Source organism: Rhodococcus sp. NPDC058505, assembly GCF_042720095.1.
Classification (GTDB): domain Bacteria; phylum Actinomycetota; class Actinomycetes; order Mycobacteriales; family Mycobacteriaceae; genus Rhodococcus_G.
On the sequence record NZ_JBHXNB010000029.1, the window covers coordinates 1 to 15017 of the forward strand.

General features: G+C 70.2%; 14 protein-coding genes. 12 read left to right on the forward strand and 2 right to left on the reverse strand.

Annotated elements, in window-relative coordinates:
- Window positions 1-705: 705 nt before the first annotated feature.
- On the forward strand, window positions 706-1569 hold the full coding sequence (gene ddaH, locus ACFWPA_RS17495) for a dimethylargininase (RefSeq protein ID WP_378507538.1): 864 nt from the start codon (window positions 706-708) through the stop codon (window positions 1567-1569).
- Window positions 1566-2783 carry an ornithine--oxo-acid transaminase gene (gene rocD, locus ACFWPA_RS17500; protein WP_378571229.1) on the forward strand — a complete coding sequence of 406 codons (1218 nt, stop codon included), beginning with the start codon at window positions 1566-1568 and terminating at the stop codon, window positions 2781-2783. Before ddaH ends, rocD begins: the two co-directional genes overlap by 4 nt.
- A gap of 61 nt (window positions 2784-2844) precedes the next feature.
- Here the strand turns inward: rocD and acs are convergent, their stop codons facing one another.
- Window positions 2845-4788 (reverse strand): acetate--CoA ligase, encoded by a 1944-nt coding sequence (gene acs / locus ACFWPA_RS17505; protein WP_378507536.1) that lies wholly within the window; start codon window positions 4786-4788, stop codon window positions 2845-2847.
- A 208-nt stretch (window positions 4789-4996) separates the two neighbouring features.
- Here acs and ACFWPA_RS17510 point away from each other — a divergent pair, with 208 nt between their 5' ends.
- Entirely contained in the window at window positions 4997-5440 is a 444-nt protein-coding gene (locus ACFWPA_RS17510; protein ID WP_378507535.1) for a VOC family protein, read from the forward strand.
- A gap of 38 nt (window positions 5441-5478) precedes the next feature.
- The gene (locus ACFWPA_RS17515) at window positions 5479-6228 is read left to right on the forward strand and encodes an oxidoreductase (RefSeq protein WP_378507534.1); all 750 of its coding nucleotides are present in this window, start codon (window positions 5479-5481) and stop codon (window positions 6226-6228) included.
- Window positions 6229-6662: 434 nt separating this feature from the next.
- Here ACFWPA_RS17515 and ACFWPA_RS17520 read toward each other — a convergent pair whose 3' ends face one another.
- Window positions 6663-7481, reverse strand: coding sequence for an HAD family hydrolase (locus tag ACFWPA_RS17520; RefSeq protein WP_378507533.1), 819 nt, complete (start codon window positions 7479-7481; stop codon window positions 6663-6665).
- 308 nt (window positions 7482-7789) lie between these two features.
- Between ACFWPA_RS17520 and ssd the strand changes: the two genes are divergently transcribed.
- From ssd to ACFWPA_RS17560, 8 genes are all read left to right on the forward strand, one after another.
- Window positions 7790-8878, forward strand: a complete 1089-nt coding sequence (gene ssd / locus ACFWPA_RS17525) for a septum site-determining protein Ssd (protein WP_378571232.1) — start codon at window positions 7790-7792, stop codon at window positions 8876-8878.
- Window positions 8875-10047 (forward strand): TadA family conjugal transfer-associated ATPase, encoded by a 1173-nt coding sequence (locus tag ACFWPA_RS17530; protein ID WP_378507531.1) that lies wholly within the window; start codon window positions 8875-8877, stop codon window positions 10045-10047. The genes ssd and ACFWPA_RS17530 overlap by 4 nt, the downstream gene beginning before the upstream one ends.
- Window positions 10044-10847 (forward strand): type II secretion system F family protein, encoded by an 804-nt coding sequence (locus ACFWPA_RS17535; protein WP_378507530.1) that lies wholly within the window; start codon window positions 10044-10046, stop codon window positions 10845-10847. Before ACFWPA_RS17530 ends, ACFWPA_RS17535 begins: the two co-directional genes overlap by 4 nt.
- On the forward strand, window positions 10844-11431 hold the full coding sequence (locus ACFWPA_RS17540) for a type II secretion system F family protein (RefSeq protein ID WP_378507529.1): 588 nt from the start codon (window positions 10844-10846) through the stop codon (window positions 11429-11431). The genes ACFWPA_RS17535 and ACFWPA_RS17540 overlap by 4 nt, the downstream gene beginning before the upstream one ends.
- 123 nt (window positions 11432-11554) lie before the next feature.
- The gene (locus ACFWPA_RS17545) at window positions 11555-11710 is read left to right on the forward strand and encodes a DUF4244 domain-containing protein (protein ID WP_378507551.1); all 156 of its coding nucleotides are present in this window, start codon (window positions 11555-11557) and stop codon (window positions 11708-11710) included.
- On the forward strand, window positions 11707-12075 hold the full coding sequence (locus ACFWPA_RS17550; RefSeq protein WP_378571234.1) for a TadE family type IV pilus minor pilin: 369 nt from the start codon (window positions 11707-11709) through the stop codon (window positions 12073-12075). The genes ACFWPA_RS17545 and ACFWPA_RS17550 overlap by 4 nt, the downstream gene beginning before the upstream one ends.
- Window positions 12072-12404 carry an Rv3654c family TadE-like protein gene (locus ACFWPA_RS17555; protein WP_378507527.1) on the forward strand — a complete coding sequence of 111 codons (333 nt, stop codon included), beginning with the start codon at window positions 12072-12074 and terminating at the stop codon, window positions 12402-12404. The genes ACFWPA_RS17550 and ACFWPA_RS17555 overlap by 4 nt, the downstream gene beginning before the upstream one ends.
- A 142-nt stretch (window positions 12405-12546) precedes the next feature.
- The gene (locus tag ACFWPA_RS17560; protein ID WP_378507526.1) at window positions 12547-15009 is read left to right on the forward strand and encodes a lysylphosphatidylglycerol synthase domain-containing protein; all 2463 of its coding nucleotides are present in this window, start codon (window positions 12547-12549) and stop codon (window positions 15007-15009) included.
- Window positions 15010-15017: the final 8 nt, after the last annotated feature.

The following is a 15017-nucleotide window of genomic DNA, read 5'->3' on the forward strand; positions in this document are numbered from 1 at the left end:
CCGCAGGTGTGCACACGCCCACTGCCGCGTCCGCAGACAGATTGCGCGCCGAACACCGGTGTGCACGCGGCAGAAGCCGTGTGCACACGGGGGGGTGCCACTCGCTCGCGGTCCGGTGCGCGCCGAACCTCTCTGCGCGCGTCGCAACCCTTCCACGTGCACGCATCAGCTATGTGCACACGACCGCTGCCGCGTCCGCAGACAGATTGCGCGCCGAATACCGGTGTGCACGCGGCAGGACCTGTGTGCACACGACCGCTGCCCGGTCGGCACGGGTGTTGCTGGCCTCGACTCGGGGGCGCACGCGACCGCCGGCATGCACCACGCAGACGAGGTGTGCACATGGGAAATGCGGCATCCGCACGGGTATTCAGCGCCGAACTCCCGTGTGCACGAGGCAGAAGCGGTGTGCACAGGGGGGATGCGGCGTCCGCGGGGGCGTTGAGTGCCGAATACCGGTGTGGGCGCTGCAGAAGGTATGTGCACACGGGGAATGCGACGTCCGCGGGGGTGGTGAGCGCCGAATTCTCGTGTGCACGCGGCAGGACCTGTGTGCACACGGATTCTGCGGCGCCCGCAGGCGGGGTTCGGTGTCGAACGCTCGTGTGCACTGCGCTAGGAGGCTGTCCGGATTGCCGCGTTGAGTGGCGGGAGCGGCGCTGGGCGCGGATACTGACGTCACCGTCCGCCGTGAGAGGGTCCGAGATGACGATGACGTCGAGGTCTGCCAACAGGACGGCGCCGCTGATGCCGCCCACGCGTGACTTTCTGATGTGTCCACCAACGTACTTCGACGTCGAATACCGGATCAACGAGTGGATGGACCCCACTGTGCCGGTGGATCGTAGCGTTGCGGAACAGCAGTGGAATGGTCTCGTCGAGGCGTATCGGGCCCTCGGGCACCGCGTGCATGTCATCGATCCGGTCCCGGGACTGCCCGACATGGTGTTCGTGGCCGACAGCGGCGTTGTCGTCGATGGTGTCGCGCTGGGTGCGCGCTATCGCAGCGAGCACCGCGCACCGGAGGCCGCGCATGTGATGCGGTGGTTCGAGTCGCACGGACTGCGGACTCCGACGCCGTCCCGCTTCGTCAACGAAGGCGGCGGCGACTTTCTTGTCGTGGGCGACATGATCTTCGCCGGCACCGGATTTCGCACCGACCAACGCGCCCACTCCGAGGCGGAGTGGCACCTTGGTCGACGAGTCGCCACCCTCCACCTCGTTGACCCCCGGTACTACCACCTCAACACGGCGATGGGCGTCCTCGATGATCACACGATTGCCTACCTTCCCTCCGCGTTTGACCCACGCAGCCTTGCACTGCTCCGGGCTATGTTCCCCGACGCCGTCATCGCCACCGAGGACGATGCTCGCTGGTTGGGTCTGAACCTGGTCAGCGACGGACACAATGTGGTCCTGAGTGCACAGGCAACGGCACTCGCGGCGCGACTGCGTGGTCGCGGCTTCGATCCCGTGCCGATCGACATGTCCGAGTTCCTCAAGTCCGGCGGCGGAATCAGCTGCTGCACACTCCAACTGGACGGATGGAGTCGCGGGGCGCAGCCATGAGCGGGTCCCTTCGAACGTCCGCTGAGTTGCAACGCGCCGAGCGACACAGTGCGCACAACTACCGTCCGCTCCCTGTGGTCCTTGAGTCCGCGCAGGGCGCCTGGGTGCGCGACATCGACGGTGTCGACCACCTGGATCTGCTCGCGGGCTACTCGGCGCTGAACTTCGGGCACCGGCACCCGCGGCTCGTCGAGGTCGCCCAACGGCAACTGGGTCGACTTACTTTGACCAGCAGAGCATTTCAGCATTCCCTGTTTGCGGACTTCTGTGCCGCGGTGAGCGGGCTGTGCAACAAGGACGCGGTCCTGCCGATGAACACGGGTGCGGAAGCCGTCGAAACGGCTATCAAGCTGGTTCGCCGGTGGGGATACGAGGTGAAGGGTGTCCCGCCGGGTCGGGCGGAGATCATCACGTTCGATGGGAACTTCCACGGCCGCACCGTGACGATCGTCGGATTCTCCACCGACCCCGCGGCCCGCGATGGATTCGGGCCCTACCCGCGTGGGTTCGTGTCGGTTCCCTACGGTGACATCGCGGCGGTCGAGCAGGCCGTCACGCCCAACACCGTCGCCGTATTGATTGAACCGATCCAGGGTGAGGCCGGAGTGCGGGTGCCGCCGCCGGGGTATCTCACCGAGGTTCGTGCACTGTGCGATGCGCAGGGCCTGCTGATGGCGGCGGACGAGATCCAGAGTGGGCTCGGCCGGACCGGCGACACGTTCGCCTGCGACCACGAGGGTGTCGTCCCGGACCTCTACATCCTGGGAAAGGCGTTGGGTGGCGGGATCGTTCCGGTGTCTGCGGTCGTCGCGGATTGGCCGGTGATGAGCGTGATCGGGCCGGGTCAGCATGGCAGCACGTTCGGCGGGAATCCGCTGGCCTGCGCGGTAGCCACCGAAGTGGTGCGCATGCTCGAGACCGGGGAGTTCCAAAGGAGGAGCGCCGAACTCGGTGCCCATCTGCATTCGCTTCTCGCCCAGCTACCTGTTGGTGCCGTTGCGGGTGTGCGCGGTCGGGGGCTGTGGGCAGGGGTGGATCTCACGCCGGGTGGACCGCCCGCGCGGGAGGTGTGCGAGCGGTTGCTGTCCCGCCGGGTGCTGGCCAAGGACGCCCACGAGGGGACACTACGGCTTGCCCCGCCGCTGGTCATCGAACGCGACGAGATCACCTGGGCAATAGAGCAGTTGGAGTCGAGCTTGCGCGAGAACCGGTAGCGTCGAGGCCCCGCACCCGGATAGGTGCGGGGCCTCGACGCTGGACTCGGGCGGTTCCCTGCTACTTGCCGCGAATGGCGTCGAACACCTTCGGGTCGACGAGGGTGGAGGTGTCCCCCAGGTCGCGGCCCTCGGCGACGTCGCGGAGGAGGCGTCGCATGATCTTCCCCGACCGGGTCTTCGGCAATTCGGGCACCACGGTGATCTGGCGGGGCTTGGCGATCGGCGAAATCTCGGTCGACACCTGTGCTCGGAGTTCGGCGATCAGCGTCTCACCGGTATTCGCGGCACCCTCGCGAAGGATCACGAATGCGACGATGCCCTGCCCGGTGGTCTCGTCCGCGGCACCGACGACAGCGGCCTCCGCGACCGCGTGATGCCCGACCAACGCGGATTCGACCTCGGATGTCGAGATCCGGTGCCCGGACACGTTCATCACGTCGTCGACACGGCCGAGCACCCAGAGGGCGCCGTCGTCGTCGTACTTGGCGCCGTCACCTGCGAAGTACCAGCCCTCCGCGGCGTACCGGGACCAGTAGGTGTCCCGGTAACGCTCCATGTCGCCCCAGATGCCGCGGAGCATCGACGGCCACGGCTGGTCGAGGACGAGGTAGCCGTTCCCCCCGGGGCCGAGGGGGTGGGCCTCGTCGTCGACGATCTTCGCGGAGATCCCCGGCAGCGGCGCCATCGCCGAGCCTGGCTTGGTTGCGGTGACGCCGGGAAGCGGGGAGATCATGATGGCGCCGGTCTCGGTCTGCCACCAGGTGTCGACGATCGGGGCGGAACCGGCGCCGATGACGTCGCGGAACCATCGCCATGCCTCCGGGTTGATCGGCTCACCGACGCTGCCGAGCAGTCGGATGCTCGAGAGGTCGTGCGCGTCGGGGATCTCCCGGCCCCACTTCATGAATGTCCGCACCAGCGTCGGGGCCGTGTAATAGATGGAGACGCCGTACTTTTCGATGATGTCGAAATGCCGGTGCTCATTCGGGGAGTTCGGCGTCCCCTCGTACACGACCTGCGTGACGCCGTTGCTCAGCGGGCCGTAGACGATGTAGGAGTGCCCGGTGACCCACCCGATGTCGGCGGTGCACCAGTACACGTCCTTGCCGGGCTTGTGGTCGAACACGTTGTGATGTGTGTAGGACGCCTGGGCCAGGTACCCGCCGGACGTATGGATGATGCCCTTCGGCTTCCCGGTGGTGCCGGAGGTGTACAGGATGAACAGCGGGTGCTCCGCGTCGAAGGGCTGCGCCTCGTGCTGATCGGAGGCTCGGTCGACGGTTTCGTGCCACCACAGGTCCCGGCCCGAGACGACGTCGACGTCGATTCCGGTCCGCTTGACCACCAGGACGTGCTCGACCGATTCGGCCCCGTCGACCGCTTCGTCGACGGCCGGCTTCAGTGGTGCGGCCTGACCGCGCCGCCACTGCCCGTCGACGGTGACGACGAGCTTCGCCTGTGCATCATCGACGCGGGAACGCAGGGCGGTCGCGGAGAATCCGGCGAACACCACCGAGTGCGTCAGCCCCAGTCGCGCGCAGGCGAGCATCGTGACGATCGCCTCGGGAATCATCGGCATGTAGATCGCGACGCGGTCCCCGGCGACCAGACCCAACTCGGTGAAGGTGTTTGCCGCCCGCGACACCTCGGCGAGCAGGTCGTTGTAGGTCAACGACCGGGAGTCGCCGGGCTCGCCCTCGAAGTGGATCGCGACCCGATCCCCGTTGCCTGCGAGAACGTGTCGGTCGACGCAGTTGTAGGCGACGTTCAGGGTGCCGCCGACAAACCACTTCGCGACCGGGGCGTCGGACCAGTCGAGGACCTGCGTCCACGGCGTTGCCCAGTCCAAGCGTTCAGCCTGGGTGGCCCAGAACGTCAACCGGTCCGCATCCGCGGCCGCCTGCAACTCCGGGCCTGCGTTCGCCTGCGCGGCGAACTCCGGGCTCGGCGGGTAGATCTCGGCCCCGTGCTCGGCGGCGTTGGTGTCGGCGGTGCTCGTCATGTCGCCCGTACCCTCGTTTCAGTGTCGTGATGCGTTCATCGGCGCAGTTGTGAGGGTAGTCACATCCCCTCATGGGTGCACCGTTGCATCGGGTTGCAACCCCGGTTCCTGCGGCGACCGGTCGCCCGGGCGCGACCGGCGGTGGTCGCGTGCGACGAGTGGCGGCGCGTCGGCTGCGGTCTTGCCTGGCGAATGCTTCGGTGGTGCCATGCATCAGCACATGAATGTCCTCACGCTCGGGGTCGCCGATGTCGCTCGATCACGGGACTTCTACGTCGGTGGCCTGGGGTGGCACGCCACCCTTCTCGTGGAGGGGGAGGTGATGTTCCTCCAGGTCGGTGGCGGTGTTCTGCTCGCGTTCTGGTCGCTCGACGCGATGGCGCGGGAGGCGGGGCCGACCGCAGCGCCGGTCGTCGGTGGTACGCGGGCCGCGATCACACTCGGTCACAACGTCCCCGACGAGACGGAAGTGGATGCGGTTCTGACCGCGGCAGTCGAGGCGGGAGGGGCGTTGCTGGTTGACGGTGCCCGACGCGCGTGGGGTGGCTACAGCGGATACTTCGCGGATCCCGACGGCTACCGCTGGGAGATCGTGCACAATCCCGGCCTGGTGGTGCATCCCGACGGGCGGGTCACATTCGACCCGTCCTGACGGCGCCGCCCGCGCCGCTACGGGTAGCGTCGACCGGTGTGAACGACCCTCTTCAGCCCCTGGTCGACCTGCCGGGTGTTCGTGACGCCGCCGACCGGGCTCGTGACGCGCTCGGTGAGGTTCATCGGCACAAGAGCAATCGGCGGGGATGGCCGACCACCGCCGCTGAGGCGTCGGTACGGGCCGCCCGGGCGTCGGCCTCGATCGACGGCGGAAGCACCGAACTGCCCGGAGCAGGTGAGGCGGGGGATCCGGTGCTCACCGGTGCGTTGCGGGTCGCGCAAGCGCTGGACGGTGACGCGTTGACGACCACCGTCGCGACCTGGCAGCGGGCGCCGCTGCAGGCGTTGGCGAAGCTGCACCTGCTCGCTGCCGCCGGGCTCGTCGCCGGGGACGCGGACCTCGGGCGCCCCCGGTCCGGACCTGGCGTCGGCGAGCGATTGGATCTGCTCGCCCAACTCGTGACCGGCGGGACGACGGCGCCAGCGCCGGTACTCGCCGCGGTTGTGCACGGTGAACTGCTGGCGCTTCGACCGTTCGGTGCCGCGGATGGAGTCGTCGCGCGTGCGTCGTCCCGGTTGGTGGCCGTCTCCACCGGGCTCGACCCGCATAATCTCGGTGTTCCCGAGGTCAGTTGGTTGCGTCGGCAGCAGGCGTATCGGGATGCGGCCGACGGGTTCGCATCGGGTACCGCCGAGGGGGTCGGCGGCTGGGTGATCCTGTGCTGCGGCGCGCTCGAAGCCGGTGCCCGGGAAGCGCTTTCCATCGCGGAGGCCGCGTCAGGCTGAATCGGGTTGCGTGACAGTGGGTGCCGCTGCTGTTCCGAACAGCCGCGGACTGCACCGCGAAGCGGGCGGCGCTGCCGACTGTCGCCGACCTCGCCGCCCGCTAGCACGGACCACCCGGTTACCAAGCGTGCAAATTGGCCTGTGTTCCGGCCTCGGCGTCGGCTCAAGTACCGCCGGTTCGCCTCTGCAACTTGTGCAAGGTTCTCGCCAGCGTGTGCCCGAGTCACGCAGGCCCACAACGACTCTGCCCTTATAGTGGCTTGCGCTCCGCGTGGGTGCCTGGTGTCCGTGCTGGGATTTCCCGGTGGGGGAACCGCCTCTTCTCTTCCGATGCGATCCTGGCCTGCCGTTCGTCCGTAACTCCTTTGTACCCTGTGACCTCGCCCACATCAAGGGTTATGTCATGCCTGGATCGATGCCAAAGGATGGGCCGGTCAGCGGCGTCGGTGTAGTACCCCGTACGTCAACGCGCCGGCCGCCAGTGCGGCAAGTCCGACCGCGGCTGTGGCGATCGCGGACCCCGTCGGTGACCCGGGAATCCGAGCGCGCATCGGCACCGGGTTCGAGAAAGTCAGTACTGGCCAACTGTTTTCGATGGAGTGTCGACGGAGACTGCGGTCGGGGTTGACGGCGGTGGGGTGGCCGACCGCCGTGAGCATCGGGAGGTCGGTTGACGAGTCGGAGTAGGCGTAGCACCGGCCGAGGTCGTATCCGCGGGCGATTGCCAAGGCGCGAATCACCTCGGCCTTGCCCTCGCCGTAGCAGTAGAACTCGAGATCTCCGGTGAACTTCCCGTCACGCACCGCCATCCGACTCGCGGCCGACAGGTCCGCTCCGAGCAGTCGGGCGATCGGCGCGACCACCTCCTCGCCCGAGGCCGACACAACGACCACGTCGTGGCCGCGAGCCTTGTGGTCCGCGATCAGGTCCGCGGCTTCGGCGAACACGAGCGGGTCGACGATGTCGTGCAGGGTTTCGGCGACGATCGTCTGTACCTGGTCGACGTCCCATCCCGCGCACATGTTGGTGAGGTGCACCCGCATGCGTTCGGTCTGATCGCGGTCCGCTCCGGACACCAGGAACAGGAACTGTGCGTAGGTGCTCTTGAGGACGGCGCGTCGGTTGATCAGGCCCTGAGCGAGGAAGGGTCTGCTGAACGCGAGGATGCTTGACCTGGCGATGATGGTCTTGTCGAGGTCGAAGAAGGCGGCGACACGCCGGGTTCCTGGCGCCTCACGCGTGGTCGTCGTCACGGCTACAGGGTAGTTGCCGGACCGGCAGGAGGACGGTCGAGCGGCAGGCCCGGCCGGAGGTGGACATGTGACCAGTTCAACTTGCGATTTCCGACTACGCGGGGTGTAGTATTCAAGTCGCCGGGACTTGATCCGGGTGTGTTCAGTCCGACCCCCCGGGACTGAACTCCGAAGACCCCCGCCTCCTCCCCCCCTGGCGGGGGTCTTCTTCGGTTTCGGCTGCCGTGTTTATCCACAGGCCCCGAAGTTCTCCACAATCGGCCATCACCCCCTGGCGGTCCGTCGCAGGCGACCGCAGGCTCGATGGCATGGACACACTCGGCAGCGGGGCGCCCCCCGTGCTCGCGATCACCGTCGACGACGCACTGGCCGCAGGCATTCGGCGTGCCGGGGCCGCGGCCGGACGCGACGTCCTCGAGCACCGGTCGGTGGTGCCGCGGGGTGCGTGGGTCGGTGCGGCGCACATCGTGGTGGACCGGGAGTCGGCGAAGGAGTGCGCGCGGTCGGGGTTGCCTCGGCGCGCCGGGATCCACCTGGTCTGCTCCGGGCCGCCCGATCTGCCCGACTGGCGGGTGGCGACCGAGGTCGGTGCGCAATCGGTGCTCGACCTGCCCGCCGCCGAGGCCGACCTGGTTTCGGCACTGGCCCGCCGGGTCGAGGGACGCGACGGCAGCGGCCCGGTCGTCGCCGTCATCGGTGGTCGTGGCGGAGCGGGTGCGTCGACGTTGGCCGCCGCGGTGGCCCTGACCGGGGCCGCCCGATTCCCGGACAGTCGCTCCCTGCTCGTTGACTGCGATGTCCTCGGCGGCGGTCTCGACCTGCTGCTCGGGGCCGAGCACCGGCCCGGGCTGCGGTGGCAGTCGCTGCACATCGAGGGTGGCGCGGTGTCGGCGTCGGCGCTGCACGCCGCGCTGCCCTCCGTCGGGGGCGGCGTGTCCGTGCTGTCCTGGGATCGCGGACCCGACCGTCTGGAACCGGGGGATGCGGCACTGAGGGCCGTCATCGAGGCTGGGCGGGCGGCCGGCGACGTGGTGGTGTGCGATGTGCCGCGCCACTCGCGCGGGGTCACCGAGACGGTCGTCAGCCTGGCCGACGCCCTGGTGGTGGTGGTCGGCGCACAGGTTCGTGCGGTCGCCGCGGCCGAGGCGCTGCTCACCGCAATCCGCGGTCGGCATCCCAATCTTGTTGCAGTGGTGCGGGGCCCGTCGCCGGGGGGCCTGAGTGGTACCGAGGTCGAGGAGCTGCTCGGCGTTCCCGTCGTTGCCGCGATCCGGCCGGAGCCGCGCCTGGACGTCACGCTCGAACAGGGTGGACTGCGGCTGCGCGGCCGATCCCCGCTGCGGCGTGCCGCAACGTCCGTGCTTGACCTCGTTTCGGCTGCGGGGGGCGCATCGTGAGCGGGTTGGTGTCCCCGGATCTCCTTGAGCGGGTCCGCGAACGGCTCGCTCACACGTCCGACGAACCGACCCCGGCTGCGGTGGCGGCGGCGATCCGCGCGGAGTCGTCCGGGGTGCTCGGCGACACCGACCTGCTGGACGCGATGCGGACCCTGCAGACCGAGCTGACCGGAACCGGGATCCTCGAGCCGCTGCTCGGCGAGTGCAACGTGTCGGACGTCCTGGTGACGGCTCCGGACGAGGTGTGGGTGGACCGGGGCAGCGGTCTGGAGCGCACCGACCTCGAGTTCGCCGACGAGGCGGCCGTGCGTCGACTCGCGCAGCGCCTGGCACTCGCGGCCGGTCGCCGACTCGACGACGCTCAGCCCTGGGTCGACGGCCGGTTGCCGGGGACCCCTGGCACGAACTTCGGGATCCGTCTGCACGCGGTGCTGGCCCCGGTGGCGCAGGCGGGGACCTGCCTGTCGCTGCGGGTGTTGAGGCCGGCGACCCAGGGCCTCGACATGCTGCGGCGATCCGGAAGCCTGACCGCGGAATCTCACGACCTGCTGCGTCGAATCATTGCTGCCCGGTTGGCGTTCCTCGTGGTCGGGGGCACCGGTGCGGGCAAGACCACCCTCCTCGCCGCGTTGCTGGCAACCGTGTCCCCGCGCGAGCGGATCGTGTGTGTCGAGGACGCCGCCGAACTGGCGCCGAGCCATCCGCACGTCGTTCGGCTGGTTGCCCGACCCGCGAATGTCGAAGGGATGGGGGAGGTGTCGGTGCGGCATCTGGTCCGGCAGGCGCTGCGGATGCGGCCCGATCGCATCGTCGTCGGTGAGGTGCGCGGTGCGGAGGTCGTGGATCTGTTGACCGCGCTGAACACCGGCCATGACGGCGGAGCGGGCACGGTGCACGCGAACTCGCCGGAGGAGGTGCCCGCGCGGCTCGAGGCGCTCGCCGCCCTCGGCGGGATGGACCGCGCCGCGCTGCACAGCCAGCTCGCCGCCGCGGTGCAGGTGATCCTGCACTGCCGCAGGGCCCCGAACGGGCATCGCGAGGTCGCCGAAATAGCAGTGCTGGAACGGGATCCTGGGAACGAGGTGGTGGTGGTGTCTGCCTGGCGCCCGGAGGGGTGGGGCCCGGGCGCCGACCACCTGCGGCTCCTGCTGGGCAGGGCCGAGCGGTGACTGCGGCGTTGATGCTCGGCGCGATCGCACTGCTCGTTGCGCCGGCCTCGGGTGCCCGACGCCGGCTGCGTCGACCGGTCGGGGACGCGGGATCGGCCCCCCGCGCGCTGCGCAGGAGTGCCCCGGCACTCGCCGCTGCTGTGGCAGCGGCTCTGGCGTTCGTCGAGCCGACGGCCGGTGCGGCCGCTGGGATCGTCCTGGCAACGCTGGTGCATCGAATCCGCCGTGGGCGTCGGCGTCGGCGCCGCGACGATCAGACGCGCTCGCTGCTGGCGGGACTCGAGGCGGCGGTCGCTGATCTGCGGGTGGGCGCCAACCCCGAGTCGGCATGCCTGGGCGCCGCCAAGGAGTCGACCGGTGCGGCATCCGAGGCCTTCCGGTCCGCCGCCGCGACCGCGCGACTCGGGGGCAGTGCGGCGCAGGGGCTCGTCGCGGGGGCGCAGAGGGGGCGGGACGCGGGAATCGAGACCGACGTCGAGCGCATCGCCGCCGCCTGGCGGATCGCCGAGCGTCACGGCATTGCGCTCGCCGATCTACTCGACGCGACGCGGTCGGATCTGGTGGCACGGATCAGATTTCGGTCGAGGGTCGAGTCCGGGCTGGCGGGTGCGCGGGCAACCGCTGCGGTGCTGGCCGGGCTTCCGCTGCTCGGTGTCGGGCTCGGGCAGATGACGGGTGCCGCACCGGTGCGGGTGCTCCTGTCCGGTGGTGTCGGCGGGACGCTCCTCGTGGTCGGCACCGCCCTGGCGTGCGGTGGACTTGCCTGGGCCGACCGGATCACCCAGCGGGTGTCGGCGTGATCGCGGCCGCGGGGCTTGCTCTCGCGCTGGCGGTGCTCGCTGCGCCGGGGCCGACCGTCGCCCGACGGCGAGTGCGGTCGGTGGTGTGCCGCGACACGCGTCGGGTGCCGCACCACCGCACGGTCGTCGAACCCCCGGACCCGCTTGCGGTCGCCGCCTGCCATGACCTGTTCGCGGCGTGCATGCGGGCGGGGTTGACGACCGCAGCCGCGGCGTCCGCTGTGTCGGAACGGGCCCCCGAACCGCTCGCAGGCGCGCTGCGTCGGGCCGCGAACCTGCTCGCGCTCGGGGCCGAACCCGACACCGCGTGGCAGCAGGCGAATTCGCATCCCGAGGTGGAGGCGCTGTCGCGGATCGCCCGCCGCTCGGCTCGCTCGGGTTCCGCGCTCGCGGAGGCAATGACCGAGCTCGCCGCCGATCAGCGTGCCGCCGTCGAGGACCGGGGGGTCGCCGCGGCCGAGCGAGCCGGAGTGCTGATCAGTGGGCCGCTCGGCCTGTGTTTCCTTCCCGCATTTCTGTGCCTGGGCATCGCGCCGGTCGTGATCGGCCTCGCTGCCGGTGTCCTGGACGGGGGCCTGCTGTGACCGCACATGGATGTCGCCGCGGAAGGGCCGTGGCGCAGATCAAGGGGGAATATCGTGTCGAACAACGGATTACGCACGATTCGCGCGGGGGCTCGTCAGTTGCGGTCGAGGCTGACGATCGCGATGGTCGCGGACGACGGCATGTCGACAGCGGAGTACGCGATCGGGACGATCGCCGCAGCGGCGTTCGGTGCGGTGCTGTACACCGTCGTCACCGGCGACAGCATCGTCTCCGCTCTGACCGGCATCATCGACAAGGCGCTCAGCACCTCGGTGTGACCCGCGCCCGCACCCCGGTGCTCGACGATCGGGGTGCGGTCACGGTCGAGGCGGCGATCGCCCTGTCAGCGATCGTGGTGGTCGTGATGCTCTGTGTCGCAGCGGTGCTCGCGGTGACCGCGCAGGTGCGCTGCATCGACGCCGCGCGGGAGGCGGCGCGGTTGGCGGCGCGTGGCGACCGGGACCGGGCGGTTCCGGTTGCGCGCCGGGTGGCGCCAGCGGGGGCCCGCATCGACCTGCAGGAGGCGGGCGGTCTGGTGACGGTTCGTGTTCGGGTGGACGCCGCGCTGCTGCCCGCGCTTGAGGTGTCGGCGGAGGCGGTCGCGGTGCTGGAGGAGTCCGCGCCCGCGGAGGGGCCGGGATGAAGGACGAGCGGGGCTCGGCGAGCGTCCTGTCCTGCTTTGTGATGCTGGCGCTTGTCGCGGTCGTCGTCGCGGTCGGGCATGTCGGTTCGGCGGTGGTGGCCCGGCACCGGGCGCAGGCGGCCGCCGACCTCGGGGCGCTGGCGGCGGCGACCTCGGTCGAGCTCGGCGAGACCGGCGCCTGCGCGGCAGCCAGGGACCTTGCCGGGCGGATGGGCGGGGTGGTGCGGGACTGCCGCTTCGAGGGCTGGGACGCCATCCTGACCGTCACCGTCCCGGTGCCGGTCGGGACGGGGGCGGCGACCGCGGCGGCCCGGGCCGGTCCCGGCTGACTTCGGGCGCGGTCCGCAGCGACCGATCGGCAACACGCACAGATCCTTGTCGGCGCCCGAGAGCGGCAATGGCAGGATTCCCGGTGTGATCAAGACGTATCGTCCCGCACCGCGACTGCGGGCCCGTGCCGGGTAGCGCGGTATGAGAGTCGACGGACGGGAGGTCCCGGTTCACGGCAGGCTGCTGCAGCCGCTGCGACGGCGGACCAGCGACCAGCTGCGGGTGGTGCTGTCCGGGCTGGCCGTCGTGGCGGTGGTGGTGGTGTCGTACCTGACCCGCGGGCGGTGGGAGTCGCTGGAGAACTCGATCTCCGACCTCATCGGTGGTGCCTCCCCGGAACTGTCCAACCGCGTCTACTCCCTGTACGGCGTCGCGATCCTTGCGTTGCCATTCGCGATCCTGGTCGGCATCGTGTTCGGTCGGCGGTGGAAGCTCTTCGCCGGTTATGCCGCAGCGGCGCTGCTTGCCGGGGTCGCACTGTCGATCACCGGGGACGGGATCGCCGCACCCCAATGGCACCTCGACCTGAGCGAACACCGGGACACCTTCCTATCCCAGTTCCTTGACGACTCGCGATGGATCGCGATGCTCGCCGCGGTGTTGACGGTGTGTGGCCCGTGGTTGCCGCGCCGGTGGCGTCGGCTGTGGTGGGTACTGCTCCTCGCCTTCGTCCCGATCCACCTGTTCGTCAGTGCGACGGTCCCGGCCCGCGCCATGCTCGGGCTGACCGCCGGGTGGTTCGTCGGGGCGCTGGTGGTGCTGTTCGTCGGAACCCCGGCACTGGAGGTGCCCGTCGACCTCGCGTTGCGGGTGCTCGGCCGGCGCGGCCGCGGCGTGCAGGAGTTGACCGTCCTCAGCCCCGCCGGTCCGGGCCCGCTTGTGCTTGCCGCCCGCTGCCGCCTGGAGCCCGGAGCAGGCGTCGGGGACGGGCCCTTCCCGCCAGCGGAGCACCCCGCCGACACCGAGTCGTCCGGCGGCGAGGCGCCCGCCGTGACCGAGACGACGCTGATCCTCGACCTGTTCGGGCAGCATCAGCGCACCGAGGGCGTCGTCCGGCAGGCGGGCCGTTGGCTGACCCTCCGCAGTTCCGAGACACTGCCCCCGTTTGCGTCGCTGCGTCGTGCCGTGGAGCACCGGGCGCTGATGGCAACGGCGTTCGGCGCGCTCGATCTGGCCGCCAACGTCCCGATCGCGGTAGCGGTCCTGGACCGGGGGTGGATGATGTACGCGCACACCACCTCTCGGGGGGTGCCGCTCGACAGGTACGACCTCGGTCATCTCGCCGCGGCGTGGGAGGGGCTGAACCGACTGCACGCGCATCAGATGTCGCACGGAGACCTGCGCCCCGAGAACATCCGCATCGACGACGACGCCGCCCTGTTCGACGGGTTCGCGCGCACGGAGGTGGGGGCGTCCGATTCGCTGCTGCTCGCTGACGTCGCGCAGCTGCTGCTGGTGACCGCCGACCTGTACGGAGTCGAGCGGGCCGTGTCCGCGGCCGTCGACACCGTCGGGGCCGACCGGGTGATCGCCGCGTCCGGGCGGTTGACGCGGACCGCGACCCCGAATCGGATCCGGCGGGTGGTCCGCGATCCCGGCGCGCTGATGGCGGCGACCCGCGCCGAGGTCCGGGCCAGGACGGACACCGAGGTGATCCGGAACGAGCAGGTCACCCGCTTCTCCAGGAACCAGCTCATCCAGCTCGCGCTGCTGATCGGTCTGGTTTACGTCGCGTACCCGTTCGTCAGTCAGGTTCCGACCTTCCTGACCGAGATGGGGTCGGTGATCTGGTGGTGGGTGCTGCTCGGGTTGGCGGTGTCCGGGCTCACCTACGTCGGGGCGGCCGCCGCGCTGTGGGCGTGCGCGTCCGAGTCGGTGAACTTCCGGCACCTGACCGTCATGCAGTTCGCGAACACCTTCGCGGCCACCACCACCCCGGCCGGGGTCGGGGGACTCGCACTGAGCGTGCGGTTCCTGCAGCACAACGGCCTCGGCGGCGTCCGAGCCACCGCGGCGGTCGCCCTGCAGCAGACCGTGCAGGTGGTCACCCACATCGGGCTGCTGATCGTGTTCAGTGTCGCCGCGGGCAAGAGCGCGGACCTGTCGCACTTCATTCCCAGCGCCACGATCGTCTACCTGATCGCCGGTGTGCTGCTCGGGGTCGTCGGCGCGTTCATGGTGGTCCCGAAGCTGCGGCGCTGGCTGAGCGAGGATCTGCGCCCGCAGATCGCGGACCTGACGGCCGAGCTCGTGGACCTGGCGCGTGATCCCGGCCGGTTCCTGATCATTGTCGGCGGCTGCGCGGCAACCACGCTCGGCGCGGCCCTCGCGTTGTGGGCGAGCGTGGAGGCCTTCGGGGGCTCCGTCGCGTTCGTCACCGTCACGATCGTGACGATGATCGGTGGCACCCTCGCCTCCGCGGCGCCCACCCCCGGCGGCGTCGGTGCCGTGGAGGCGGCGCTGATCGGTGGCCTCGCCGCGTTCGGTGTCCCCGCCTCGATCGCGGTCCCCGCGGTGCTGCTGTACCGGGTGCTCACCTGCTGGCTGCCCGTCGTCATCGGCTGGCCCACCCTGCGCTGGCTGCAGCGCAACGACCTCGTCTAACCCCTCGG

What these genes read in the sequence shown, in the direction of transcription:
- ddaH (WP_378507538.1), top strand. Translation starts at nt 706, where the DNA reads ATGACGATGACGTCGAGGTCTGCCAACAGGACGGCGCCGCTGATGCCG.
- rocD (WP_378571229.1), top strand. Translation starts at nt 1,566, where the DNA reads ATGAGCGGGTCCCTTCGAACGTCCGCTGAGTTGCAACGCGCCGAGCGA.
- acs (WP_378507536.1), bottom strand. Translation starts at nt 4,788, where the DNA reads ATGACGAGCACCGCCGACACCAACGCCGCCGAGCACGGGGCCGAGATC.
- ACFWPA_RS17510 (WP_378507535.1), top strand. Translation starts at nt 4,997, where the DNA reads ATGCATCAGCACATGAATGTCCTCACGCTCGGGGTCGCCGATGTCGCT.
- ssd (WP_378571232.1), top strand. Translation starts at nt 7,790, where the DNA reads ATGGACACACTCGGCAGCGGGGCGCCCCCCGTGCTCGCGATCACCGTC.
- ACFWPA_RS17545 (WP_378507551.1), top strand. Translation starts at nt 11,555, where the DNA reads ATGGTCGCGGACGACGGCATGTCGACAGCGGAGTACGCGATCGGGACG.
- ACFWPA_RS17555 (WP_378507527.1), top strand. Translation starts at nt 12,072, where the DNA reads ATGAAGGACGAGCGGGGCTCGGCGAGCGTCCTGTCCTGCTTTGTGATG.
- ACFWPA_RS17560 (WP_378507526.1), top strand. Translation starts at nt 12,547, where the DNA reads ATGAGAGTCGACGGACGGGAGGTCCCGGTTCACGGCAGGCTGCTGCAG.